Source organism: Methanopyrus sp. KOL6, from assembly GCF_002201915.1.
Taxonomy (GTDB): Archaea; JAADCQ01; Methanopyri; order Methanopyrales; family Methanopyraceae; genus Methanopyrus.
This window is the reverse complement of record NZ_CP019470.1, coordinates 710656-734619: the sequence shown is the minus strand read 5'-3', so window position 1 is coordinate 734619 and position 23964 is coordinate 710656. Positions and strand designations below refer to the sequence as shown.

Annotated in this window: 18 protein-coding genes, 2 tRNA genes and 1 rRNA gene; 11 read left to right on the top strand and 10 right to left on the bottom strand. The window is 62.3% G+C overall.

Features of this window, described 5'->3' with window-relative positions; all coding sequences use genetic code 11:
* Nucleotides 1-6: 6 nt before the first annotated feature.
* The gene (locus BW919_RS04140; RefSeq protein ID WP_157666010.1) at nucleotides 7-750 is read left to right on the top strand and encodes a hypothetical protein; all 744 of its coding nucleotides are present in this window, start codon (nucleotides 7-9) and stop codon (nucleotides 748-750) included.
* Here the strand turns inward: BW919_RS04140 and BW919_RS04135 are convergent.
* Complete coding sequence (locus tag BW919_RS04135; protein WP_088335785.1) at nucleotides 736-1887, bottom strand: alanine--glyoxylate aminotransferase family protein; 1152 nt, start codon at nucleotides 1885-1887, stop codon at nucleotides 736-738. The genes BW919_RS04140 and BW919_RS04135 overlap by 15 nt on opposite strands.
* Before the next feature lie 707 nt (nucleotides 1888-2594).
* On the bottom strand, nucleotides 2595-3755 hold the full coding sequence (gene aroC, locus BW919_RS04130) for a chorismate synthase (RefSeq protein WP_088335784.1): 1161 nt from the start codon (nucleotides 3753-3755) through the stop codon (nucleotides 2595-2597).
* 98 nt (nucleotides 3756-3853) lie between these two features.
* On the opposite strand from aroC, the gene BW919_RS04125 reads away from it, so the two are divergent.
* Nucleotides 3854-4777 (top strand): V4R domain-containing protein, encoded by a 924-nt coding sequence (locus BW919_RS04125; RefSeq protein ID WP_088335783.1) that lies wholly within the window; start codon nucleotides 3854-3856, stop codon nucleotides 4775-4777.
* On the opposite strand, the gene aroA is transcribed toward BW919_RS04125, so the two are convergent.
* The gene (aroA, locus tag BW919_RS04120) at nucleotides 4769-6055 is read right to left on the bottom strand and encodes a 3-phosphoshikimate 1-carboxyvinyltransferase (RefSeq protein WP_088335782.1); all 1287 of its coding nucleotides are present in this window, start codon (nucleotides 6053-6055) and stop codon (nucleotides 4769-4771) included. The two genes, BW919_RS04125 and aroA, sit on opposite strands and share 9 nt — an antisense overlap.
* 76 nt (nucleotides 6056-6131) lie before the next feature.
* Here aroA and BW919_RS04115 point away from each other — a divergent pair, with 76 nt between their 5' ends.
* Nucleotides 6132-6530, top strand: a complete 399-nt coding sequence (locus BW919_RS04115) for a hydrogenase iron-sulfur subunit (RefSeq protein WP_157666008.1) — start codon at nucleotides 6132-6134, stop codon at nucleotides 6528-6530.
* Nucleotides 6531-6632: 102 nt separating this feature from the next.
* On the opposite strand, the gene BW919_RS04110 is transcribed toward BW919_RS04115, so the two are convergent.
* From BW919_RS04110 to BW919_RS04080, 7 genes are all read right to left on the bottom strand, one after another.
* Nucleotides 6633-6722, bottom strand: a tRNA-Leu gene (locus BW919_RS04110).
* Nucleotides 6723-6749: 27 nt separating this feature from the next.
* On the bottom strand, nucleotides 6750-7664 hold the full coding sequence (locus tag BW919_RS04105) for a hypothetical protein (protein WP_088335781.1): 915 nt from the start codon (nucleotides 7662-7664) through the stop codon (nucleotides 6750-6752).
* Between the two features lie 293 nt (nucleotides 7665-7957).
* Nucleotides 7958-11055, bottom strand: a 23S ribosomal RNA gene (locus BW919_RS04100).
* 227 nt (nucleotides 11056-11282) lie between these two features.
* Nucleotides 11283-11359 (bottom strand) — tRNA-Val (locus BW919_RS04095).
* An 83-nt stretch (nucleotides 11360-11442) separates the two neighbouring features.
* Nucleotides 11443-12393 carry a methenyltetrahydromethanopterin cyclohydrolase gene (gene mch, locus BW919_RS04090; protein ID WP_088335780.1) on the bottom strand — a complete coding sequence of 317 codons (951 nt, stop codon included), beginning with the start codon at nucleotides 12391-12393 and terminating at the stop codon, nucleotides 11443-11445.
* Between the two features lie 3 nt (nucleotides 12394-12396).
* Entirely contained in the window at nucleotides 12397-13128 is a 732-nt protein-coding gene (locus BW919_RS04085; RefSeq protein WP_088335779.1) for a DUF2226 domain-containing protein, read from the bottom strand.
* 87 nt (nucleotides 13129-13215) lie between these two features.
* Nucleotides 13216-13782, bottom strand: a complete 567-nt coding sequence (locus tag BW919_RS04080) for a transglutaminase family protein (RefSeq protein WP_232452845.1) — start codon at nucleotides 13780-13782, stop codon at nucleotides 13216-13218.
* 248 nt (nucleotides 13783-14030) lie between these two features.
* Between BW919_RS04080 and argH the strand changes: the two genes are divergently transcribed.
* From argH to BW919_RS04040, 8 genes are all read left to right on the top strand, one after another.
* Nucleotides 14031-15557, top strand: a complete 1527-nt coding sequence (argH, locus tag BW919_RS04075; protein ID WP_157666005.1) for an argininosuccinate lyase — start codon at nucleotides 14031-14033, stop codon at nucleotides 15555-15557.
* Nucleotides 15538-17112: a phosphoadenosine phosphosulfate reductase family protein gene (locus tag BW919_RS04070; protein WP_088335776.1), complete on the top strand. Its 1575-nt coding sequence runs from the start codon at nucleotides 15538-15540 to the stop codon at nucleotides 17110-17112. Before argH ends, BW919_RS04070 begins: the two co-directional genes overlap by 20 nt.
* A complete protein-coding gene (locus BW919_RS04065) occupies nucleotides 17109-18107 on the top strand; it encodes a TIGR03576 family pyridoxal phosphate-dependent enzyme (protein WP_088335775.1) in 999 nt (332 codons plus the stop codon). The genes BW919_RS04070 and BW919_RS04065 overlap by 4 nt, the downstream gene beginning before the upstream one ends.
* Nucleotides 18104-18394: a hypothetical protein gene (locus BW919_RS04060; protein WP_088335774.1), complete on the top strand. Its 291-nt coding sequence runs from the start codon at nucleotides 18104-18106 to the stop codon at nucleotides 18392-18394. Before BW919_RS04065 ends, BW919_RS04060 begins: the two co-directional genes overlap by 4 nt.
* A 64-nt stretch (nucleotides 18395-18458) precedes the next feature.
* Nucleotides 18459-19484, top strand: coding sequence for a transcription initiation factor IIB family protein (locus tag BW919_RS04055; RefSeq protein ID WP_088335773.1), 1026 nt, complete (start codon nucleotides 18459-18461; stop codon nucleotides 19482-19484).
* 520 nt (nucleotides 19485-20004) lie between these two features.
* Entirely contained in the window at nucleotides 20005-21057 is a 1053-nt protein-coding gene (locus tag BW919_RS04050; RefSeq protein WP_088335772.1) for a type II glyceraldehyde-3-phosphate dehydrogenase, read from the top strand.
* 117 nt (nucleotides 21058-21174) lie between these two features.
* Nucleotides 21175-22404, top strand: coding sequence for a DNA primase DnaG (dnaG, locus tag BW919_RS04045; RefSeq protein WP_088335771.1), 1230 nt, complete (start codon nucleotides 21175-21177; stop codon nucleotides 22402-22404).
* Nucleotides 22405-22469: 65 nt separating this feature from the next.
* Nucleotides 22470-23960, top strand: coding sequence for a Lon protease family protein (locus tag BW919_RS04040; RefSeq protein WP_232452919.1), 1491 nt, complete (start codon nucleotides 22470-22472; stop codon nucleotides 23958-23960).
* The last annotated feature ends 4 nt before the right edge of the window (nucleotides 23961-23964 follow it).

Sequence of the window (23964 nt, the reverse complement as noted above, 5' to 3'; positions counted from 1 at the left end):
CTGTGCGTGGGACTCCGGGCCGTCGCGTTCTCCGCGGACCTTTCCGAGGACGACGTACGCGTGTCCCGAGGACTGGTGCGGCGCGTTGAGCGCGATCTGGAGGAACTACAGCTGAGGTTCCGGGACGAGCTGATGTACGTGGTTCTGGGTCCGGTGTGTGGGGACGATCTCGCGGTCGTGTACGTCGTCGAGGAGGAAGCACTGGAGGACGTGAACGCCGCCGTTTTCGACCTCTTTAAGGGGTACGGTGGCAAGGACGTTATGGGGGTTTCGGAGTCCCCAGAGGGCGCAGGTGAGGGGCCGTCCTACGCCGAGGCGGCCTGTCCGGAGTCCGAGTACCAGGACGTGGTCGTGACGCTGTTCGATACGTACGCTGCGGAGAACCGAGTGGCCGAGGTTGCCGAAGTGTGTCGAAGAGCCGCGGAGGGTCTGTGCTACGACGTCGGCGGGGGACCCGTTCAAGAGCCTGTGGAGATTCCGGGCGTGGGCTACGTTGGACCGGAGACGGACGATCCCATCCTGATAGCCACAACCGAGCGGTTGGATCAGGTGGGACCGACAGCTGGAGCCATCTTAGGAGCCGGAAGAGGTGCGGGAGCGAGACCGGTACGTCGAGGCGCACCGGCCGAGGTACTCCCGGGGACGGTGATATTCTCTGTAACGATAGTGTTGAACGGGAATGTAATAGACGGTGTGAGGGCGCTGGAGGAGGACACCGGCACCGAGCGGTGGCCGTTACGATACCTCTGACAACACGTCGGCCATGGCCTCAGCGGCGGCACCTACGTCCACATCGACGCCGAGCTCGCGCATACCGAGGCCGATACAAGTCACCGCTGTGATCATGTCACGGATCCGGACTTCGCCCATGTGTCCGATCCTGAATATCTTACCCGCCAAGTGGTCCTGTCCGCCAGCGACGACCACGTCGTAGCGGTCCCGTAAGATCTTACCCCTGAACTCTCTGTCGTCCACGCCCTCGGGGTAAGTGACTCCAGTCACGGTCGGTGAGGATATCTCGTCGTCCTCGACGAACAGCTCGAGCCCGAGTGCCCGGATCCCCTCCCGGACGATCCTTTGCATAAGACGGTAGCGCTTCCAACGGACCTCGAGCCCCTCCTCTTTCAGCCTCTTCAGGGCCTCGTGCAGGGCGTAGAAGGCGTTCACGGCGGGCGTGTACGGAGTCTGCTTCGGATCCTTCTCGAAGTACTCGAGGTACTTGGGGATATCCAAGTAGTAGCTGCCCGCGTCCTTCTCCTCCATGACCTCCAGAGCCCTGTCGTTGACGGCCACGAGGGCAAGACCCGGTGGGCAACCCAGGACCTTCTGCGAACCGGTGATGCAGACGTCGACGCCCCAGTCGTCCATTCTGAACTCGACGCCGCCCAACGATGATATCGCGTCCACGACGAACAGCGCATCGTACTCGCGGCAGATCCTAGCGATCTCCTCGGCCGGGTTGAGCACTGTTGTCGATGTCTCGTTGTGTACGAGGGTGACGACCTCTGCTTGCGAGTCCGCGAGGACTTCCTCCACGCGCTCGGGGTCCGCGGCTTCGCCCCACTCGAACTCCACCCGATGCACCTCGACGCCACGACGCTCGGCGATGTCCGCGAACCGCTCGCCGAACTTTCCGTTGACCACCGCGACGACTTCCTCACCGGGCTCGAGGAGGCTGTAGATCGCTGCCTCCATGGCCGCGGTGCCAGAACCTGTGATGATGGCAACGTTGCCGTTCGTCTGGAACAGGTACCTGGACAGCTCCACGCACTCCGCGAGTATCTCTTCGAACTCCTCGCTACGGTGGTTCATGACCTGTTTCGCCGATCTGAGGAGGACGTCCTCGTGCACCATCACCGGACCCGGTAGCAGGACGAGCTTCTCCAAGATCTACACCCCGTTCACACAGCGACAGGTTTGTAGGCTCTTCCGGCGGACCAGATCCTGTTAAATCCTAACCGGAAACCAATTTCCGTGAGGTCGGAGTTGCCGACGGAGGAGAAGCTATATCGGGGTGCGGAATCGGCAACGGAGACTATCCGATAAAACGGTCTGGCCGTGACTGGCTAGTCATGTTCATGATAGCGTTGATGGAAGTAGCCGGGGGCGGGGTGCAGTGACGTTTTTCGGGGGCAGAGCGCCTGCTGGCGCGGGAGCTCGGACGACCTGAGGTCGACGCTGACCACGTTCGCGGACCTCACAGGATGCGAAGTGGACTAGGATTAGGATGTAGTGACCGTGAAGGACTGACCGGAGTATGCCGGTGGCCCGAAAGCTCCGCGGGCCATTTTGTCACTTCAGAGGCCTGATTGCTGGCGCCTATGAGCTCGAGACTGGTAGACAGGGTCCGACGCCGCGTCACATGTGACGACGTCTGCGAGTTCCGGATCGGGACGGAATCTTGAGGGCTGGCGGTTCCGTAGCCCGACAGGCCGGATGAGAGTCACCTCGCGGACGCCGCCCCCGATCGTGGGCGCACTCAACGAGACCTTAGGTGCCTTCAGCAATGAGGTCGAGCGCGTGGGGAAACCGAGTATGCGGCAGTGACCGGTGAGCTATTCGGTCGGTGCGAGTTCCAGTTCGAGCTCAGGGGGCTATAGGTGTCGTTTCAGCATCTTCCATCGATCCCCCATGGACGCAGCCGGAAGCTCAACACTGTCCGGGTTCACGTACCCTGCCCTGAGGACGGCGTCGGCCAGCACGATCGCCACGACGGACTCCACAACTGGTACAGCCCTCGGACATATGCAGGGGTCGTGTCGACCCTCCACCTCTATTTCTACTTCCTCCTCGGACTCCAAATCGACGGTGCGCTGGGAAACGGACACGGACGGAGTGGGTTTCACGTGCACCCGGACGACCAGTCTACCGCCGTGGGAGATCCCCCCGAGTACTCCTCCCGAGTTGTCGCCATCCACGACGGGATGTCCGTCCCACCGGATCGGGTCGTTGTGCTCGGATCCGCGCATCCTAGAGCATCGAACGCCGGACCCTACCTCCACCGCCTTCACCGCGGGTACGTTCATCAGAGCCCCCGCCAGCTCCCCATCCAGCCGCCCGAAGACCGGGTCACCCAGGCCCGGCGGCACGTTCTCCGCGATCACCTCGATTGTCCCACCGACGGAGTCCCCGTTCTCGCGCGCACTTTCGATCTCTCCGAGCATCTCCTCGGCGGCGTCCGGATCCGCGCATCTAATCGGGTTCGACTCGGCATACTCCATGATCTCCTCCGCGGATAGGTCACCGGGATCCGCCTCGACGGAGCCCACCCTCACCACGTGACCCACGATCTCGATACCCAGAGGGTCATCCGAGGGCGCCTCACGGAGCAACTTCTTGGCCACAGCGCCACCCATCACGACGCCCACAGTCGTGCGGCCCGAAGCCCTCCCACCGCCCCGGTAGTCCACGTGCCCGTACTTCCACCGGTACGTGACGTCGGCATGGCCAGGACGCGGCCGGGTTCGGATCGGCTCGTACTTCGAGTAATCCACGTCCTCGTTCCACACGATCATGCTGATCGGAGTCCCGAGAGTGCGTCCCTCGTGGACGCCCGACAGTATCTCCACCCTATCCCGCTCCGAGCGCGGTGTCGAGACCTCCGACTGTCCAGGGCGCCTCCGATCCAGCTCACGCTGCACATCGTCCTCGGAGAGCGGTAGTCCCGCGGGACACCCGTCCACGACCGTGCCCAGTGCCGGGCCGTGGGACTCGCCCCAGGTCGTGACTCGAAACAGACGGCCGAACGTGTTCACGGGACTCCCCCTACGTCGGCACCGCGTCTACCACTTAAAAATCGGGACGGGCGAAACCCAGGTAAAGGATTCCGGAATACAGTTTCCGGGGAGTCGAGGTGGACCTCACCGAGGAAACCTTGCTCCGAGGAGCCGAGGCGACAGCCGAAGCGTTCGCACCTTACGAGCTCCTCACCTACGACCGGCTCACGAGGATCGCTCTCCTCGAGGTCGCCAGGGAGACCGGAGCCGCCGTCCTCTTCGAGGCGGGACGTCGTCTGGTCAGGATCCTAGGAGGGGACGATCTGGAGTCGGTTCTGTGCGCGTTCGCCGAGGTCTTCGGGGCGGAGGTCGAGGTGGAGAGGGACACCGTCACAGTTCGGGAGTGCCCGGAGTGCGCGGGACTCCGCGGGATCGACGGGCCGGTATGTCACTTGACCAGGGGATTCATCACCGAAGCTTACCACCTCGAGATCGGTCGTCCGGTCACCGTGGCCGAGACCCGGTGTAGGGCTGCCGGCGACTGGGTCTGCACTTTCGTCGTTAGGCATGAGCCCAAACTCGTTGTCCCGGACCTCAGATGGCTGGACGAGGACGCGCTGGCGGAAATAGCCCGCGCAGCGACTAGGTACGAGCCCGAGGAGATCGCGGCGTTCAAGATCGCGACATGGTACCCAGTCCGGAAGTCTCTCGACTTCGAGGCACCCGCAATACTGTTCTGGGCTGGCAGGACGTACGCCCGTGCCCTCCTCCGCGTGTACCACGTACTGTCGATCCGAGAATTCCTAACGTGCGTCGAAGGGGTGTTAGGAACCAACTACGACCTGAACGAGGACGTGGTGGTCGCGGCCCCCTGTCTGGAGTGCGCCGGCTTCCCACGCGGCTACGAGCCCATGTGCGATGTCACCAGAGGATTCATCCACGAGACGCTCACAGCCTTCGGTAGAGAGCCGCAAAAGGTGAGGGAAATCAAGTGCGCGGTTCGCGCCGGCGAGCTGGTGAACGCGTGCGCCTTCGAGATCCGACACTCGAACCTACACTGAGCGAACCGGCACCCCGATCGACGCCAGATCCTCCCAGAACCTCGGGTAGGAGATGGACACCGCGTCCGCGCGCTCGACGACCGTTTTACCGCGTGCGAAAGCGCCCACCACCGCCAGTGCCATCGCCATCCGATGATCACCCCTGGAATCGACCCGTGCTCCGACCGGCTCTCCACCCACGATCTCCAGCCAGTCCTCCCCCTCCCTGACCTCCACCCCGAACTTAGGTAGCTCCGCTGCGAGCGCCCGAAGTCTATCCACTTCTTTGTACCGCAGATGACCCACGTTCTCGATCCTCGTGACTCCATCCGCAAAGCACGCCATAGCCGCCACAGTCGGGACTAGGTCGGGCGAGTTGGAGAGATCCACCTCAACCCCTTCCAGTCGGCCTGTCGAACGCACGACGATCCCGCCATCGATCCTACGGACCTCGGCCCCCATCTCGCGCGCGATCTCCACGATCCTGCGATCCGGGTGCGAAGAGCCGAGGTCCACCCCCTGGATTCTCACCTCGCCACCTATCGCGCCGAGCGCGACGAAGTAACCCGCGGAACTCCAATCGTTCTCGACCCGCAGCTCTCCGGGTGAGCGAGGCCGCCCTTCCACCTCGAACGAGGGACCTTCCCGCACCACCGAGACCCCGAACCGTTCCAGCGTCTCGACGGTCATGTCCACGTATGGGCGGGAGCGCAGGCCCCCCACCACGTCCACGCGGAGCGCACCGAGCCCGGCGCCCAGGAAGAGGAGCGCGCTCACGAACTGGGAGCTGACGTCCCCGTACACCGCGACGCGTTCCCGAAGCGGGTGCCCCGAGATCACCACCGGAGGATACTCCTCACCCCGCCAGACCCTCCCACGTGCGTCCACACCCAGGGAGCGGAGCGCCGCCAGGAGGTCCCCGACAGGACGGGACCTGAGGGAATCGTCCCCCGTCAGGACCACTATTCCACCGACGAGCCCCGCCAGCCCACACCCAAACCTTAACGTAGTCCCCGAGTTCCCGCAGTCTACAACGTCCTCGGGCACACGCGGAGAATCCCCGAACCCGGAAACCGTCACCTCGAGCCGCTCCCCACCGTCGACGTCTATTTCAGCCCCCAATTTTCGACAAAGTCGAAGCGTCGCGCGCACGTCTTCCGCATTCAACACGTTCCGGAGCTCGGTACTCCCTTCACATAACGCGGCGGCGGTCAATACCCGGTGTGACCCGCTCTTCGATGGAGGTGGACAGACGGTTCCCAGAACCTCCGGGACACCCTCCATCTCTACTCTTCTCACGTGGATCTCCCCGATCGACCCCTCGGGATGGTAACCGATTTAAAACGGGCGGAGCGGTGACAATCGGGTGATGACAATGTCCGAGGAGCCGGTCGTCGTGGCCTTCTGCTGCTACGAGTGAGGTTACGGTGCCGCCGACCTAGCGGGTACTGGGAGGTCACAGTACCCCAGCAGCGTCAGGATCGTGAGGGTGCCGTGCACTGGTCGAGTCGGCATCGAGCACATCCTGACAGCGCTCGCTAAGGGCGCGTGGACGGTCTTCGTAGCCGGATGAAAGAAGGAAGAGTGCAGCTACGAGGACGGGAACCTGAAGTGCGAGCGCCGAGTGCAGGCGGCCAAGAAGCTACTGGAGGAGCTCGGCATCGAGCCAGAGCGCGTCGAGATGTACTTCATGAGCTCAGCTGAGGCCGACAAGTTCGTCGCCGCCGTTAAGGAGATGCACGAGCGGGCGAAGGAACTAGGACCACTCGCCTGAACGTGCCGGCGGGATGACGCCCGGGGGGAACCCCGCGAGGAGGGGACCCCCGGGTCCGAGCCGCCGTCGGGAGAACGTTATCACCCCCGTAACGTTCCAAGGTGGTGCGGGGGCCGGGATTTGAACCCGGGACGGCCCTACGGCCACGGGATCCTCATTCCCGCCCCTTTGACCAGGCTCGGGCGCCCCCGCAAGCGCCCAATAACCGGCGACCCTGGCTTAATTAAAAACCCTTCGGGCCTTGCCATCCGAACCCGTCAGCTTCTCGATCGCCTCATGAACGTGCCTGTCCCACTCAGGATCTAGCTCTTCGGGAGCGATCGACACCGAAAACCCGTCGACCTCAAGCACGATGGAAGGATCCATCGACCGGACCTCCTCCAGGTAACCCCTGACGTCGGTAACCACTCGCAGATACGGCGCCAATACCTTTTCGATCACCTCAGCCGCTAGCTCCAGGTCTCCGGACTTAACCTCCGAAATCCTCCTCTCGATATCCCGCCGTACGTCCTCTACCGTGAAGACGTCACAGGAGACCACCTCGATTTCCTCGGGTTTCCGATACGCCACCACGTAGCCCAGCAGGATCATCTCGAAGCAATACCCTGCAAACTCCAACGCCAACGGGGAGACACGAAGCATCCTATCCTCGTCGACGTCCAGTCTCTCCGCGACCAGATGGAGTGAATCCACGAGGACGTCATCACCGACATCCTCCACCAGTGCCACCAGCACGTCCAGCGCGAGCACGTCCAACCAGGGCGTCACGTCGACCGCTCTCAAGGCTTCGATCGACCTCCTCATAACTTCCAGACCAGCGACGTCTCCTCGCTCTACCACGCTGACTACCAGCGAGCCCCAAAGTCGGCGGCCGAGCTCACCCGATACAGTCTCTGAGAGGACCTCTTCCAGGAGTTCACCGGGTCTGAACTCATCTAATAGTCGGATACCAGGTACGTCCCCGGAAAGGAACGTACTGGAGCTGGGCGATGCCGTATAGCAGCGACGGAGGGCCGGAAGCCGCTCAGAAGCTATCCCACGGGCCCGATCACCAAGGATTCGCCACACGGCCTCGAACAACTTCCGGTAGAACGAATCAGTCGGGACTACGGGGACATCTAGCCAAAGGGCCATGGGTGATTCCCCGAATGTCCGATTGTATTGCAAGTTGATATGTGTTAGCATTTTCAACACATCTATATGGAAAATAAGAAAACATTAGTTTCGAAAACGAACAGTTAACTTTAAACCTGAAAAAATAATGTTATGAAATTCGTAACGATTCACCCGACTGGTCATATGGTTAGCACCGAAATGGTCCGAAGCGGTCAACCGACAGGACCACTCCGACCAGGACGCCGGATTCCCGAGAATCTCCCGAGAATCCACTTGGACCTAGCCGACCCCCGGACGGGTTTGGCTCGGCCCCGCCGGGTCCATCGGCCGATTGGGAGCGGTGGGCTTAGGCCCTCGGGGCCGAACGGCCCCTCGGGCCTTACACCCCCGCCCCATCAACCGGGTCTTTTACCCGAGGCCTCAACGGCCGCCTATTTTCGGGGACCGCTTCGGGCCTGGATGCTTTCAGCCCTTATCGGATACGGCGTAGCTACCCGGCTTGCCCTGTCGGACAGCCGGTCCACCAGAGGCCGCGGACCGCCGTTCCTCTCGTACTAGGCGGTCCTTCCCCTCAGGCGGCCAACACCCCCGGCAGATAGCGACCGACCTGTCTCACGACGGTCTAAACCCAGCTCACGTTCCCCTTTAATGGGCGAACAACCCCACCCTTGGCGGCTGCTGCACCGCCAGGATGGGGAGAGCCGACATCGAGGTAGCAAGCCGCGGGGTCGATGTGGGCTCTTGCCCGCGACCACCCTGTTATCCCCGGGGTAGCTTTTCTGTCATCCCGGGCCGCCACCGGGGCGGCACCGGGGTTCGCTAGGCCACGGTTTCCCGCCTGGGTCCCTTATTGTGCGGGACCCAGTCAGGCCGGCTTTTGCCCTTGCACTCTACGGCGGATTTCTGACCCGCCTGAGCCGACCTTTGGGCGCCCCCGATGCCTTCTCGGGGGCGTGCCGCCCCAGCCAAACCGCCCACCAACCGCTGTCCCCGGGCCTTCTCGGCCCGGGTTAGGGGCACAGCCGCGGGAGGGTGGTGTTCCATGGGTGCCTCGGGAACGGCCTGGCGGCCGCCCCTGAGTAACGGCTCCCACCTACGCTATACACCCGCGGCCGTGCCCCAACGGCAGGCTGCGGTAAAGCTCCACGGGGTCTTCGCTTCCCGCCGGGGGTCCCCCGCCTCTGCACGGGGATGGCGGGTTCACCGGGTCCCGGCCGGGGACAGTGGGGGGCTCGTTACGCCATTCATGCAAGCCGGTACTTAACCGGCAAGGCATTTCGCTACCTTAAGAGGGTTATAGTTACCCCCGCCGTTTACCGGCGCTTCACCCGGTTGTACCCGGGCTTCACGTACCGGCACTGGGCAGGCGTCGGCCCCGGTACCAGCCCTTTCGGGCTAGCCGGGACCTATGTTTTTATTAAACAGTCGGCCCCCCCTAGTCACTGCGACCCGCGGCCCCTCCCCCGAGGTTCGACCCTCGGGGTCAGGGCCGCGGGCACCCCTTCTCCCGAAGTTACGGGGCCAATTTGCCGATTTCCCTCGGCCGGGTTACCCCGCCGCGCCTTAGGCTTCTCACCCAGGGGCACCTGTGTCGGTTCTCGGTACGGTCGCGGGGGATCCTTCCCGGCGGCCTTTTCACGGGCCCCGGGGATCGGCCGGACCGCCCACAACGGGCGGCCCTTCCCGGCTTCGGCCGGTTCTCCCCATTACGGGACTCCCCGGCCTTCACCGGTTGGACGGGGCGACAGCCCCGCCCGGCCTACCCCGAGGCGTCGGCCGCCGGGCTTCCCGTTGCCGGGCGTACCCCCGCGGTACGGGAATATTAACCCGTTTCCCTTTCGGCCGGTCGGTGTTACCGCCGGCCTTAGGGCCGACTTACCCTCGGCTGACGAACATTGCCGAGGAACCCTGGCCCCTCCGGCGGCGGGGATTCTCACCCCGCTTTGCTGCTACTACCGGCGGGATTCTCGTCCCCGGCGGCTCCACCGGACCTCACGGCCCGGCTTCTGGGCCGCCGGGGCGCCCCCCTACCGGCCCGCGGGCCATCGGCCCGCGGCCCCGGGGTCTCGGCGGCCGGCTTCAGCCCCGTCCATTTTCGGGGCCCCCGACCTCGACGGGTGAGCTGTTACGCACTCTTTAAAGGATGGCTGCTTCTAAGCCTACCTCCCCGCTGTCTTCGGCCGGGGACACCCTTTCTATTTAACACTTAGCCGGCACTTTGGGGCCTTAACCCCGGTCTGGGTTATTCCCCTCTCGGACCGGCGGCTTACCCGCCGGCCCCAACTCCGGCCTTCTACGGCGGTGGCGGGTTCGGAGTTTGACTCCCCGGCGGGGCCTCTCGGCCCCTAACCGGGGAATCAGTGCTCTACCCCGCCACCTACCTCCGGCCGGGCCGACCTGCGGGCCGTTTCGGGGGGAACCAGCTGTCTCCGGCCTCGATTGGCCTTTCACCCCTAGCCCGGGGTCACGGGAGCGTTTTGCACTACAGCACCCCTAGCGGGCCTCCACGGCCCTTTAGGGCCGCTTCACCCTGCCCCGGGCTAGATCGGCCGGTTTCGGGTCCCGCGGCCGCGGCTGCGGGCCCTATTAGGACCCCGCCCCTGGCCCGGCCGCTAGGCCGGGCTGCGGGCGTGTCGGTTTCCCTACGCCTTCGGGGTTTGAACCCCTTAGACTCGCCGCGGCCGCGGACTCCCCGCCTCGTGTTTCAAAACGAACGCCGGGACCCCGGTCGGCCCCCCTCGTACTCCCCCGTCACCGGGGTTTCCTTCGGGGGGCTTCATCCCTTGCGGGCCCCGGCAGACTATCGCCGTCGGGTTTCAGGCTCTTTTCACTCCCCTTCCGGGGTTCTTTTCACCTTTCCCTCACGGTACTTGTTCGCTATCGGACTCGGGACGTATTTAGGGTTGGGGGCCGATGTCCCCCAGATTCCCGCCGGATATCCAACCGACGGTACTCAGGCCCGGGCCAGCGGCCGTCCCCCGGCGGCCTACGGGGCTGTCACCCTCTCCGGCGGCCCGTTCCAGGGCACTTCGGCCGTTCCGGAGGAGACGGCCGTATAGGCGGCCCGGGCCTGCAACCCCACATCCACCCGCCCTTTCGGGCGGGTGTTCAGTTTGCCCTCTGCCGTTTTCGGTCGCCCCTACTCACGGCATCGCATGTTGCTTTCTTTTCCTCCGCCTACTAAGATGTTTCAGTTCGGCGGGTTCCCCCTCCGGGGGTACTCCCCCGGCCACGAGGGCCGGGGTTTCCCCCCGGAGTGCCGGGACCTTTCGGCCCCGGCGGGAGGTCCCATTCGGCGATCCCGGGTTCCACGGCTGCATGCGCCTCGCCCGGGCTTATCGCAGCTTGCCACGGCCTTCCTCGGCGCCCGAGCCGAGGCATCCACCCGACGGCTTAGCCGACCCGGCGGGGCCGGATAGCCCCCGCCCGGGGGTTCGGCATTAGGGGGCTTGTGTCGACCCCGGGGCCCCTGGGGTATGTTCCCCCAGGGGTTGCCCGGGGTCCCATCCTCCGCGACCACTCCCTCGTGCTGGTGGGTCATATATTAAATTTTCTCACCCTGAAGGATGGACCAGCGGCGAGATCCGTCCCCACGACATTCTCTGAAAACGTTATGAAGTACGTAACAATTAGCGGTGGTGGGCCCGCCGGGATTTGAACCCGGGACCACCGGCTCGTAAGGCCGGCGTTCTGCCGGGCTGAACTGCGGGCCCTCCTCCCCACACCACCCTCGACAGTGCTCGACTATAACGTTTACGTAATGGACTACGTAACGTTAGGATGGTGGTGTGGGGAATCAGATGTCGAACGATTCTTTCAGCACGTCCACGTTGATCTCACCTGCCGTGTACGTCTTGCCGGTTGACAGGTCGTTGACGACCACCCGCGCGGGTGCGAACACTCCGGGATCGATCTTGTAGAAGTCGTAGTCAGCCTCCTCAAAGATCTTCATGAATGGGTTCCCGTAGTCCTCGCTGGCTTTGGAGGGGAGTTCCTCGACTATCTCCGGCAACTCGTCGTCGCCCTCGACGTACAAGTACACGGTTCCACCGTAGAGGATGCAGTCGTTAGTACGCCCCATAGCCTCACCGTCGTCGGCGGCGATGGGTGCTATGGGCGCCGTTCCGGTCGCGTACTTCACGCGAGTCACGTCGTATTCGAGGACCTCGAGGAGCTTGTAAAGCCCCGTCTCGACCACACGGGCGGACACCTGAACGGAACCCACGATCGACGCGGTCGGGGCTACGAGGAGGTAGAGGTTCTCTGGGTCGACTCCGCACTCGTCCGCCACGTGCTCGGCGACGTCCTCATCCGGCAGCTCGGAGGACTCCAGACACAGGATGGCGACGTCGGCGTCGTCCGAGTAGTCGATCTCCTCGTAGGTCTCCTTCGGCTTGAGCGCCAGGGCTCGGGCGGGTCCGGAGCCCATGGCGAAGTAGTCGCCTACCTGGACCTGCCACCCTGCCTTCTGGGCGGCGAGCGTGGACACCGCCGGGTGGTCCGTGGTCACCTGCACGGCGGGCAGGCACAGACCGTCGTGCTCGAACTCCGTCAGTTCGACGGTGGCCAGGCCGCCCATACACACCTCGGAGAAGAGGATACCGGCATCGAATCCTCCGGCGGTCTTGACACCGCAGTCGATCACGGTGGTTCCGTTCTCGAGCTCCTGGACCTCGACGTTCAGGAGCTCGGCGCGCTCGATCATCCGCTCCACCAGGGGCAGGGCGTTCTCGTTCACGCTCACCAAGGTCTACCCTCCCCGAATGCGTTTCATGATATCGCGGATGCGGAGGGTGACCGTCTCCTTCTCCTTGAGTGATGGGGTGATCTCGACGCCGTCGATCGAGAACTCGGACAAGGCGTGTTCGAGGTCGCGCCGGACCTCCTCGAGCATCCTCTCATCGACACCTTCGGGCACCTTCACGCGCAGGTACACGCGGGCGTCCTGGGCTCCGAGGGCCCGGAGCATGCGCTTGAACTCTTCGAAGGGATCTTCCTCCTCGAAGTAGTCCTCGAGCACGGCCTCCACGGATTCGTATATCGCGTCGAGATCGATGCCCAACTTCTCCAGGAGCTCATCCCGCTCGGGCTCCTCAACCTCGGGTGCAACTTCCTCAACTTCGGTCGGTGTGAAGGGTTCTTCGAGTAGACACTCGTCGTTCACGCGTTTGATGAGCTCCAGGAGCTCCGGTTCGAGATCGTACACGTCGAGGAGCGCGAAGCCGACGGAGTTCACCACGTCACGGATGGTCCGAACGGCTTCTTCGGCCGAGAGCTCCTCGGCGTGGATGCGCGAGAGGTAGGCTCCGATTACGGCGCCCCCTTCGACGATGAAGAAGCAATCGTAAATGTCATCGTGATCGCGGGTGGTAATGCGAACTAGCCCGGAGCCCAGGGATGATACTATCTCTTCGATCTCCTTCCACGACTCGACCTCGATGTCAGATTCCGTCGGGGAGATCCGGGGTGTGACGAACGTCAACTACATCGCCCGCGCCGACCCACTCTCGCGGGCCTGGTGATGTCCACCCGGATTATATCGTCGTTTCGGTTCACGGAGATAGATAGCTTAGAAGGGAAGGTTCGGGTACGTGGCCTTCAGCCGGATGCACCGCGAGTTGGGGTTGGTGGGGTCCATGCGGACCCACTTCACGTCCTGGGACTTACCGTCGACGATGTTCTCGGGTAGTCCTACCTCAACGCAGACGTGGTCGCACGTGCCCCAGCACGGGAACCGGGTGACCTCGTGACGGTACCTGATAGCGATGCCGGACGCCCTGCATAGGGCGACCATGACATGGGCGTGGTCGCAGCAGTTACCGCGACCGAGCTGCAATGTCTTCCAGGCGCCGTACCTCGTGTTGTAGTAGTACTGGTACTTGATGCCGTGCGGGTCGACGTCATCGTAGGGTGACACCCAGTACTCGATCTTCTTGGCGGCCTCGTAGACGAGCTCGTCCAGCGGTGTACCGGCAGTATACTGCTCCCACCAGGACTTCGGGTCGCCGAGGATTTCTCTGGCGATGCGCTTCCAGTCCTCGATGTGTTCCGGGTTGAGGTTCGGGTCCCAGTTGTTGACGTACGTGACCTCCACGTTCGGAGGGTATACGCCGACCCAGGGATACGTATCGGGCACGTCCGCACTGAGCTGGGGTGGGGCGTTGAGCGGGAGGCCTGTGAAGCCCAGTGCGAGGATCAGCGTGAGGAGGAGTGCCAGCGGGAATATCAGTATCGTTCCCCCCGCTTACGGCTACGCGGCGCAGCCCGACCGGTTACCTTTTAACTGTAAGGGAACGACGTGCACGCCAGCCGCGACGTATGTGCCCATCTCCACCGGGATGACCGGAGTTACCCCCACTGACCCCAGTGGTGGGTGTGACGAGATTGGCACTGGGGAGACCGTTCTACCGGGGCGGTCGCGTCTCCGGCGGCCGCGACCCTGACTTCGCTGAACTGTCATCGTCGCTGGAGCAGGACCGGGAGATCTTCCATTGCGACGTGTGGAACTCGGTGGTCCACGCGGTGTCGCTGTGGGAAGCCGGGAGGATAGATCGTTCGACCGCTGCGAAAATCGTTGAGGGTCTCGTAACGGTTCTCGAGGAGGGTCCCGACCGGCTGCCCCAGGACGCAGAGGACGTCCACGAGGCCGTAGAGTCGAAGCTACACGAGGTGGTCGGCGAGGAAGCCGGATGGCTGCAGCTCGGCAGGAGCAGGAACGATCAGGTGGCGACGAGCGTACGGATGCGGCTGAGGGAGCGCGCGCTGGACCTGTCGCGCGAGCTAGTCGGGCTCGGAAGGGCGCTGCTGGACTTAGCCCGAGAGCACGCTGAGGTGCCTATCGCTGGGTACACCCACCTGAAGCGGGCGCAGCCGTGCACGATCGGGTTCTGGATGTCTACCTACGCGGCGTCGGTCGCGCGTTCCGCCAGGGGATTGCTCAGGGTTCCGGGAATGGACGAGTGCCCGCTGGGGTGCTCCGCGTTCTCGGGATCGACAGTCCCGGTGGACAGGTACCGGGAGGCCGCGCTGCTGGGCTTCCGGAGACCGGCGCAGCACTGCGGTGAGGCCACGGCGTTGAGGGGACCGATCTTGGAGTTCCTCGGGAGACTGGCCACCACAGCCTCGGAGCTGACCAGGTTGGCCGGAGACCTGGTACAGATGTGCTCCGACGAGCTCGGGGTAGTGGAACCCCCGGACGAGTTGTCGTCGACGAGCTCGGTGATGCCGCACAAGAAGAACCCGGACGCGCTGGAGCTCGTCCGGGCCGAGCTGACCGTCGTCGCGGGACTGAAGGGTCTCGGGGACGCCGTCCACGGTAAGCTTCCGATGTTCTACAACAGGGACCTCCAGGTGTTGAACGGCCTACTGTGGGACTCCGTGAACCGGTTCGAACTGTGCGTGCGGGTGCTCCGTAAGGTAGTCGAGGGACTGGAAGTGGACGAGGAGGCGGCCCGGGGTACCGTTCTGGGATCGCATGCGGCAGCCGTCGACCTGGCGGAGCTCGTGGCGGAGCGGGCGGATATGACGTTTCGAGAGGCACACAAGGTCGTGGGTAGGGTCTCGACGCGGCTGGACCGCGAGGGAGTTCCCATGAGCCCCGAGTGGGCGGATCGGGTGGTCGAGGAGCTTGAACGGGAAGGAGTGGAGCTGCGGGCCGAAGACGTTCGTGACGTCCTGAGCCTGAAGAGGACGCTCCGGCGCCCCGTGGAAGGATCCACCGATCCCGAGCGGCTGGGTGTGATTTTGGACAGACTGCGGGCGGAACTCGCGGCTGTGGAGCGTCTGGAAGGCACGTGGCGCGGGAAGCTCGAGCGGGCTCTGAACGCGACCGAGGCGGCGGTTAACCGGCTAGGTGTGGTGGGGTTCGCGGAAGCTTACCGGGGGTACTGGGATGGAGAAGCTTCCGGATAGGACCCCGGCGTACGTGTGCCGAGAATGCGAGCTCGTCACACCGCTACGCCGGTGTCCGGAGTGTGATGGAAGTACGGACCCGCTGCGCGTGACCCCTCCTGCGGAGCTCCGACCGGTAGGTCCCGGTTACTTGGAGCTGATCCGCGAGGTGTTGGAGGATGAGGGGTTACCGGCAGATCTCGTGCGTGATGACGAGCTACTCCTCGCGAATCGTGCTCCGGATCTCGATTATCTGGACGAGATCGTCGCCGCCGAGCCGGTACTGGCGCTGCGGTACGATTTGTGGGAGGACAGATGGACGATCGTGCTCAAGCCGGAGGGGGCGAGACGTCTCCACGAGTTGGGTGGAAAATCGATCGAAGTGGACCGTGGGGCTGCGAAGGCGGTAAGGGAGGGGAAGAACCTGTTCGCGCCGGGTGTGACGTCCGCGGACGATGTCGAGCCGGGAGAGTGGGTGGTGATCGAACACGGGGACCGTCCGGTAGCCTTCGGTCGGGCCGAGATGTCGGGGAGCGAGATGGTCCGCCGGAGCCGCGGGCTAGCCGTGAACGTGAGGGGTACCGTAGAGGGGTATTCGACGTACTTCCGTGGTAGGAACTTTGAGGACGTGGCGAAGGCGCACGAGGAGTACGTTTCTGAGCGGTTGGAAGAGGCAGTGGAGTTCGTCCGGGAGAACGTGAGCCCGTCCCGGACCTTCGCCTCGTTCTCGGGCGGCAAGGACAGTCTGGTCACCTTACTCGTGGCAGCGGAGGCGGGGGTGGAGCGCGCGCTCTTCGTGGACACGGGCATGGAGTTACCGGAGACCGTGGAGGTAGCGGAGCGGGCCGCCGAGGCAGTGGGTATCGACGTGGAGGTGGTCGAAGGAGATCCGGAGATGTTCCACCGGGTGACGGAGGAGCTGTTACCCCCTTCCCGGGACAACAGGTGGTGCACGCTGGCCGCAAAGCTCGCACCCGTCACGAGGTATGTTCGTTCCGAGTTCGACCGAAGGTGTTACACGCTGGTAGGTATCCGGAAGTACGAGTCCGAGGCCCGATCCGAGCGGGGTAGGGTGTGGGATAGCGACGCGGTGCCAGGACAGGTGAACGTGGCCCCTATCTTCGATTGGTCGTCCCTGGACATCTGGCTGTGCTTGTACTCTCGTAACTTGCCGTACAACCCGCTCTACGACGAGGGTTTCGATAGGATAGGTTGTTACATGTGCCCGGCGAGCAAAGTCGGGGACTTCAGGCTCTCGGAGCGCGTACACCCAGAACTTTGGGAGGAGTGGGTGGAAACGCTCGGACGATACCGTGAGAGGCACGGGCTGCCGCGCGATTGGCTCAGGTACCACGTTTGGAGGTGGTTACGTCCCGAAGGCGAGATCCGAAAGGTCGCTAGTGAGGAGTCGCTACGGTGGGGAGAGCGCGTTCTCGGGCAGTGGCGGGAGGCGCCCCCGGATGAGGCGGCTCGGGGTTTCCGTCGGGGGTGTCCAGGTTGTGGGTACTGCGGTGTGGTGGGGTCGGATCGGTGTGAGATATTGGAAGCCAGCTTGCGGCGGGTGTTCGGACGATGAGGGTTAGGGATCGGGCGTTGGAGATAATCAGGGAGAGGATCTTGCGGGGCGACCCACTCTACGACTTCACCGGGTTGGCGTCGCGACCGAAGGTTGACGCGGCTTCGGACGAGCTCCGTACCTACTTGTCGGAAGCGCTGATCCTACCGGAGATCCGGGAGCTCTGTCGGGAGCACTTCGATGCCCCGGAGTACGAAGTTATGGTAGTCCCTAGGACGACGGCGGCCGTCATCGCGACGATCCTGGCACTCGAGCCGAGGAGTGTATTGCACGTACTACCCGAGGGCGGTGAAGCCCACCCGTGTGTGGAGGAAGGCTGTAGGTTGGCGGGAGCTGAGTACGAAGAGGTCGAAGAGTCGGAGAAATCCGACCTCAACGGGTTCGATCTCGTGGTCGTGACAGGTTGCGATGTACGTTGGAACGTTGTAAGCGAAGATACTCTGAGGGAAGTCGCCTCCGCGGAGGCCGTGACGTTGCTGGACGACGCCTCAGGCGACCGAGTACGTCGATTGCACGGCCAGAAGCCGGGTCCGAGGTACGGGTTCGACCTGGTGGTGACGAGTTGTGACAAGCTGATGGACGGGCCACGTGCCGGCATATTGATCGGACGGGACGACCTCGTGGAGGACGTACGGCGGGTCTGCGAAGGATACGGTTGGACGGTCGACGGACCGACGCTCGCGGCCGTGAAGAGGGCCTTGGAAGAGTTCGAGTTTAGCTCACTAGAAGCCCGGTTAAAGGAGCTTGAACGCGTGTACGAGCGACTCAAGGATGAGCTCGACGTGGAACGGACGGGTGCTGGTCTGGTGTTCCACGGAGTGGAGCGGGAAGTGGAGATCGGGCTCAGGTTACTGCGACGGTACGGGATTATGACCATAACCGCCCTGGGTTACGAGCGCGTGGATAGAACCTTGCGCTTCAATCTTCTGACGGAGGACGCAGAGCGTTTCGGTTACGATCGGTTCGTTGAGGTCGTGAAGGGGGAGCTGTCATGACCGGGACAATGATCGAGGAGTACTTGGCGGCGCCGATCGTGGAGGCCGTGATATTGGGGTTAGCTTGCTACGTGGTGATACGCAAGGGCCTGCCCGCGCTCAAGTCCGGAGAAGGTGAGATCGACGAACGATGGGTTAAGGCGACTGCACACTCCGTCGGTGCAATCGTCGCGGTGACTGTGATAGTGAAGCTGTTGGGATTGGATACGCCGCTGACGTACCGGCTGGCCTTGGTCTGCTCGTTGGCCGTGCTAGCGGTTGGGCTGTGCCCGCGCACTACGGAGTAATCTACTTAAAATCTTTCCCGAAAAGCCAACCGGGCCGTTTCCCGGCGTAGGGGGTGAGGCTGTCATGGTCTACACTGAGTCGGAGCACCGGGTGTGCCCGAAGTGTGGAAGTGCGAACCTGGAGCGTGACGAGAAGCATGGAGAGCTGGTCTGTCGGGACTGTGGTACCGTCGTCGACTATCTGATCGACTACGGGCCCGAGTGGAGGGCCTTCAACGCGGATCAGCGCGCGCAGCGTGAGCGTACGGGTGCACCCATCTCAGAACGTCATCCGCACAGGTTAGGGGACACGATCATCGACGACCGCGACACTCATGGTCGTCGTCTCGTTGACTGGCGGTTCAGGCGTCTGAAGAGGTGGGATAGGTGGATTTCGAACGATCCGGTCAGCAGGAACATCCGATCCGCTGTGGAACTCATTGAGAGGGTATGCTCACAGGCTAACATCCCACGGTCAATCGTGGATGAAGCGATCCGGATATATCGGAAGGCCGTGGAGAAGGATCTAGTCCGAGGTAGGTCGATCGAGAACACGGCCGCGGCCGCACTGTTCATGGCGTGTAAGAAGCGCAAGCACCCCCGTACTATTAAGGAGATTGCGAAACTGTTCGGGATCACGCCCAAAGACATCAACCGAACGCACCGGGTCCTACTCCGGCACCTGAACGAGCGTATGCCCGCTCCGGATCCAAAGCAGTACCTATCCCGATTCGCGACCGAGCTAGGTGTCTCTGAGGATGTCGAAATGCTGGCCCGTGAGATCCTGGAGAAGGCCGAGAAGAAAGGCCTGACCGTGAGCCGTAATCCGGCCGGACTGGCGGGTGCGGCTCTGTACTTGGCCGGACTCCTCAAGGCTAAGGAGTATATAGAAGAGTACCGTGAGAAGATGAAGGAAGCCGAGTCGGAGGAAGAGAAGAAGAAACTCGAACGCGAGCTCAACGAGAAGCTCCGAACGTGCCGCCGGACACAGCCCGAGGTTGCGAAGATTTCTGGAGTTACCGAAGTCACGATCAGGAATCGGTACAAGGAGCTGGCCGAGGAGTTGGGCCTGGAAGTTCCGGACCCAACTAAGATCGATGTGCCGGCATGAGACTCTGAAGGGAAAGGAAACCACGGAGTTTCCGAAACTCGTGGTCAGGCCATGAGATTACGATCTACGACAGCGCGTCCCCCCTCAGTTATCAATCCATACACGCTAGGGGAAGCAACCGGAGTAACCTTCAAGGTAATCCACATTCACGTTCTCCCCCGGAAATCCCCCCCGCCGTCCCCGCCCCGGGCCCCCGCCGACCCGGGTGGAGCGGGGAGGATACCCTAAGCCGTGAAGCCCGGGGTCGAGACCCGGGGTACACCCGCGTCGCACGGTCCCTCCGGGACACGGTCGTGAGGACCGGGGATGACCGGACGGTCAACCCCGACGCGGGACAGGCGGGGATATCCTCCCGCGCGAGGGTCCTCCCAGGAGAAGGGATGAGCCAGTCCGGTGACCGGTGACCTGGGAGTGTTAATCGCGGGAGGTACATTCCCACCGCCTTATTATCCGCCACGCGGGGTCCGAACGGCGCTAATTTAAGCCCCCAGTTACGGGCAGCGCGTGGGGGAGGCGGGTCTTGGCCGACGTTAGCGTGTTGATCAACGGGTACGGAACTATCGGCAAAAGAGTCGCAGATGCTGTCGACGCTCAGCATGACATGGAGGTGCTCGGGGTAGTCAAAACGTCGCCGGATTACCTGGCCCGGTTGGCCGTCGAGGAGTACGGTTACCCGCTGTTCGTGCCGGAAGACCGAGTTGAGAAGTTCGAGGATGCAGGAATCGAGATTGAGGGTACAGTGGAAGACGTGGTGCTGAACGCAGATGACTACGGGCTTGATGTCGTCGTGGACTGCACCCCCGAAGGCATCGGAGCCCGGAACAAGGAGACGCTGTATGAGAAAGCCGGGGTTAAGGCGATCTTCCAAGGTGGCGAGGAGGCGGAAGTCGCCGAGGTGTCGTTCGTCGCTCAGTGTAACTACGAAGAGGCCGTAGGTGCCGACTACGTTCGGTGCGTGTCGTGCAACACCACGGCCCTATGCCGCACGCTAGGGGCTCTGAGGGAGGAGTTCGAGCTCGGACGTGTCTACGTGACGATCGTACGCCGGGCGGCCGATCCGCACCAGGTGAAGAAGGGGCCGATCAACGCCATCGTGCCGAACCCGGTGACTGTGCCGTCCCACCACGGGCCGGACGTCAGGACCGTAATGCCGGACATCGACATTACGACAGCGGCCGTGAAGGTGCCGACGACACTCATGCACATGCACGTTGTCAGGGTGGAGCTGGAGGAAGAAGTCACGTCGGACGACGTCATCGACGCGTTCAAGGAGGCGAGAAGGATCTGGGTGGTACCACACGGGGAGGGGCTCGGTTCCACGGCCGAGTTGATCGAGTTGGGACGTGACCTCGGTAGGAAGCGGTACGACCTGTATGAGATACTAGTTTGGGAAGAGTCCATCAACGTGGAGGACGGCGTGCTCTACTACATGCAGGCCGTGCATCAGGAGGCCGACGTCGTACCCGAGAACGTGGACGCTATCCGCGCGATGACCGAGTTAGAAGAAGACCCGGAGGCTTCCATGGACGCCACGGACGATGCACTCGGTATACTCACCTCCTCGCCACTATAACGCCCCTTCCGCTCCGGCTTGAAGCAACCTTATTATTACTCGAACGACGGGGGGTGCTAGGAAACCGAGTTAGCGCTTATCCTTCACTCCTCACGATCGCGCGAGGGAGGGATAGCATTGTCGGAAGGGCGCACCGATTACGGTAACGGGGCCGTCAAATACGTCATCCGGGCCAAACTACGTGCTAACGGTTACGTGGAACGTCCGGACGTTGTGGGTGCTATCTTCGGCCAGACTGAGGGACTATTAGGCGACGACCTCGACCTGCGTCGGTTATTAAAAACGGGCCGTATAGGTCGTATTGACGTCAAGCTGCGGAACGAGAATGGAAAAACCGTAGGTGAAATCATAGTCCCGTCGAGCCTGGATCGTGTGGAGACCGCCTTGGTAGCCGCTGCGTTGGAGCAAGTCGATAGGATCGGCCCGTGTCGGGCCGAAGTGGAGGTGGTGTCAATAGACGATATCCGGAAAGAGAAGCGGAATCGGATGATCCGCAGAGCTCGCGAGATTCTGCGTGAAATGGTGAGCGAAGTGACTCCGGACAGCAGTGAGCTCGTGCAGAAGGTGAAAGAAGCCGTAGAGGATGTCGAAGTCGAGGAGTACAAAGGACTACCGGCCGGACCGAACGTGGAAGATTCGGACGCGATCATAGTGGTGGAGGGGAGGGCGGACGTAGCGAACTTGCTCCGGTGCGGGATTAAAAACGTGATCGCGGTGGAGGGCACTAACGTACCGGAGGCGATCGTAGAACTTTCCAAGGAGAAGACCGTGACGGCGTTCGTCGACGGGGACCGCGGCGGCGAGCTGATCCTAAAGGAATTACTCCAAGTAGCCGACGTAGACTACGTCGCGAAGGCACCGAAGGGCAAGGAAGTGGAGGAGCTGACCAGGAAGGAGATCAAACGGGCGCTCGAGAGGAAGGTCCCGGTAGAGGAGTATCTCAAGGAGGTCGGTGAGCGCCACAAGGACAAGGAGAGGGAAAAGGGCAAGAAGAAGCCAAAACCCAAGAAGAGACCCAAGAGACGAGGTCGCCTACGTAAGAAGGAGCGACCGAAACGTGACCCCCAAGAGCGCCGATTGCTTGACAGGTTGAAGCATCTCAAAGGCACGTTCCGCGCGGAGCTCCTCGATGAGGGTCTAGAGCCGGTTAAAGAGGTGGAACTCGATGAGTTGGTTGAGAAACTAAAATCCGAAGACGGCGTACGGGCTGTAGTTCTTGACGGTGTGATTACGCGTCGACTCGTCGAAGCAGCCCGAGAGAAGGGTGTGAAGTACGTAGTGGGCGTGAAAGAAGGAGATCTCGATCCTGAGATCAAGAAAGGTGTTAAGATCATCACGATGTCTTAGCACTAGTCTGTCTGAGGTGGTTTCATATGCCGCACAATGTGCTTTCCTCGGGCTTGCTAGATAAATTGATTCGGAAAAAAGATTCTGGCAAAGATGAGAAGAGCTCCGAGAATGAGCGTGATGAGAAAGACCTTATCGACCCCGTGAAGGAGGACTTCACCCTGGATGATATCGAGACGACGGCCGACATAAAGATTCCCGACAACCCGCTGGACATGGTGATAGGCCAAGACCACGCCGTGGAGTACGCTAAGCTCGCCGCGAAGCAGCGTAGGCACCTTCTTCTCGTCGGTCCTCCGGGCGTTGGTAAGAGCATGATAGCTCAGGGAATTGCCGAGCTGCTGCCCAAACCCCGTGAGCAGATCGAGGTGTACCACAACCCAGCTAACCCGGAACGTCCCATCGTGAAGGTCCGTACGCGAGACGAGGTCGAGAAAGAAGACTCGGACACACTACTGTCGCCCGAGGATGTCCCTGAGCCGGTCGCCGAACAGCTCGGATTCCGATGCCCGAGTTGTGGGGAATACAGCGATCCGGACTGTCGATACTGTCCTCGGTGTGGATCACAGAAGTACTCCGCTCGTACCTATCGGGCCACCCAATACGACCGGGCTACGAGCCGCCAAGTGGCGGTGATCTACGAACGCGTGGGTGACAGAATCCGGGTCGTCAAGCCCGACTCCGAGGAGGAGAAAAAAGTACTGGTACCTCTAGATAGGAAACCGTTCGTCCAAGTTACTGGTGCTAGTGAAACGGAGCTATTGGGAGACGTGAAACACTGTCCCTGGGGGGGCGACGAGCAGCTTGGTGAGCCTCCGTATAAGCGAGTAATCCCGGGGGCTGTACACGAAGCCCATGAAGGCGTCCTGTTCATCGACGAACTAGCACAGTTGGGTCCCCTCCAGCAACACCTGCTCACGGCGATGCAGGAAAAGGAGTACCCGATCACCGGTAAAAACCCACAGTCATCAGGCGCGGCGGTACGCGTGGAAGGCGTCCCATGCGATTTCATTCTCGTAGGAGCGTGCAACATCCAGGACCTTCCAATGATATTATCACCGCTACGATCGCGTATCCAAGGTGAAGGATACGAAGTCCTGATGAAAACCACGATGCCGGATACCGAAGAGAACCGGGCCAAGTTGGCACAGTTCGTCGCCCAAGAAGTGGAGCGGGATGGACGGATCCCGCACGCCACCAGAGAGGCCGTCGAAGAGATCGTGAAGGAGGCGCAACGACGCGCCAGAGTGATAGATGGTGAGAGAGACGCCCTAACTCTACGGCTCCGTGACTTGTCCGGAGTCGTGAGGTTGGCGGGAGATCTCGCGGTGATGAAGGGAGCGAAGTACATTGAACCTAAGCACGTTCGGGCCGCCATTAAGAAGGCGAAGCCCGTCGAGGATCAGATTATAGAGGAGTACGGCTCACTAGAGGAAGGCCTGAGACGAGATGTAGCTACATGCTCGCTCTCCTTACCGGCCGCGCAACAGCGTGTTATTCAGGGTGATACAACAGATTCATACTACCACCAAGAGGATAAACGAGGGTACATTTAACGGG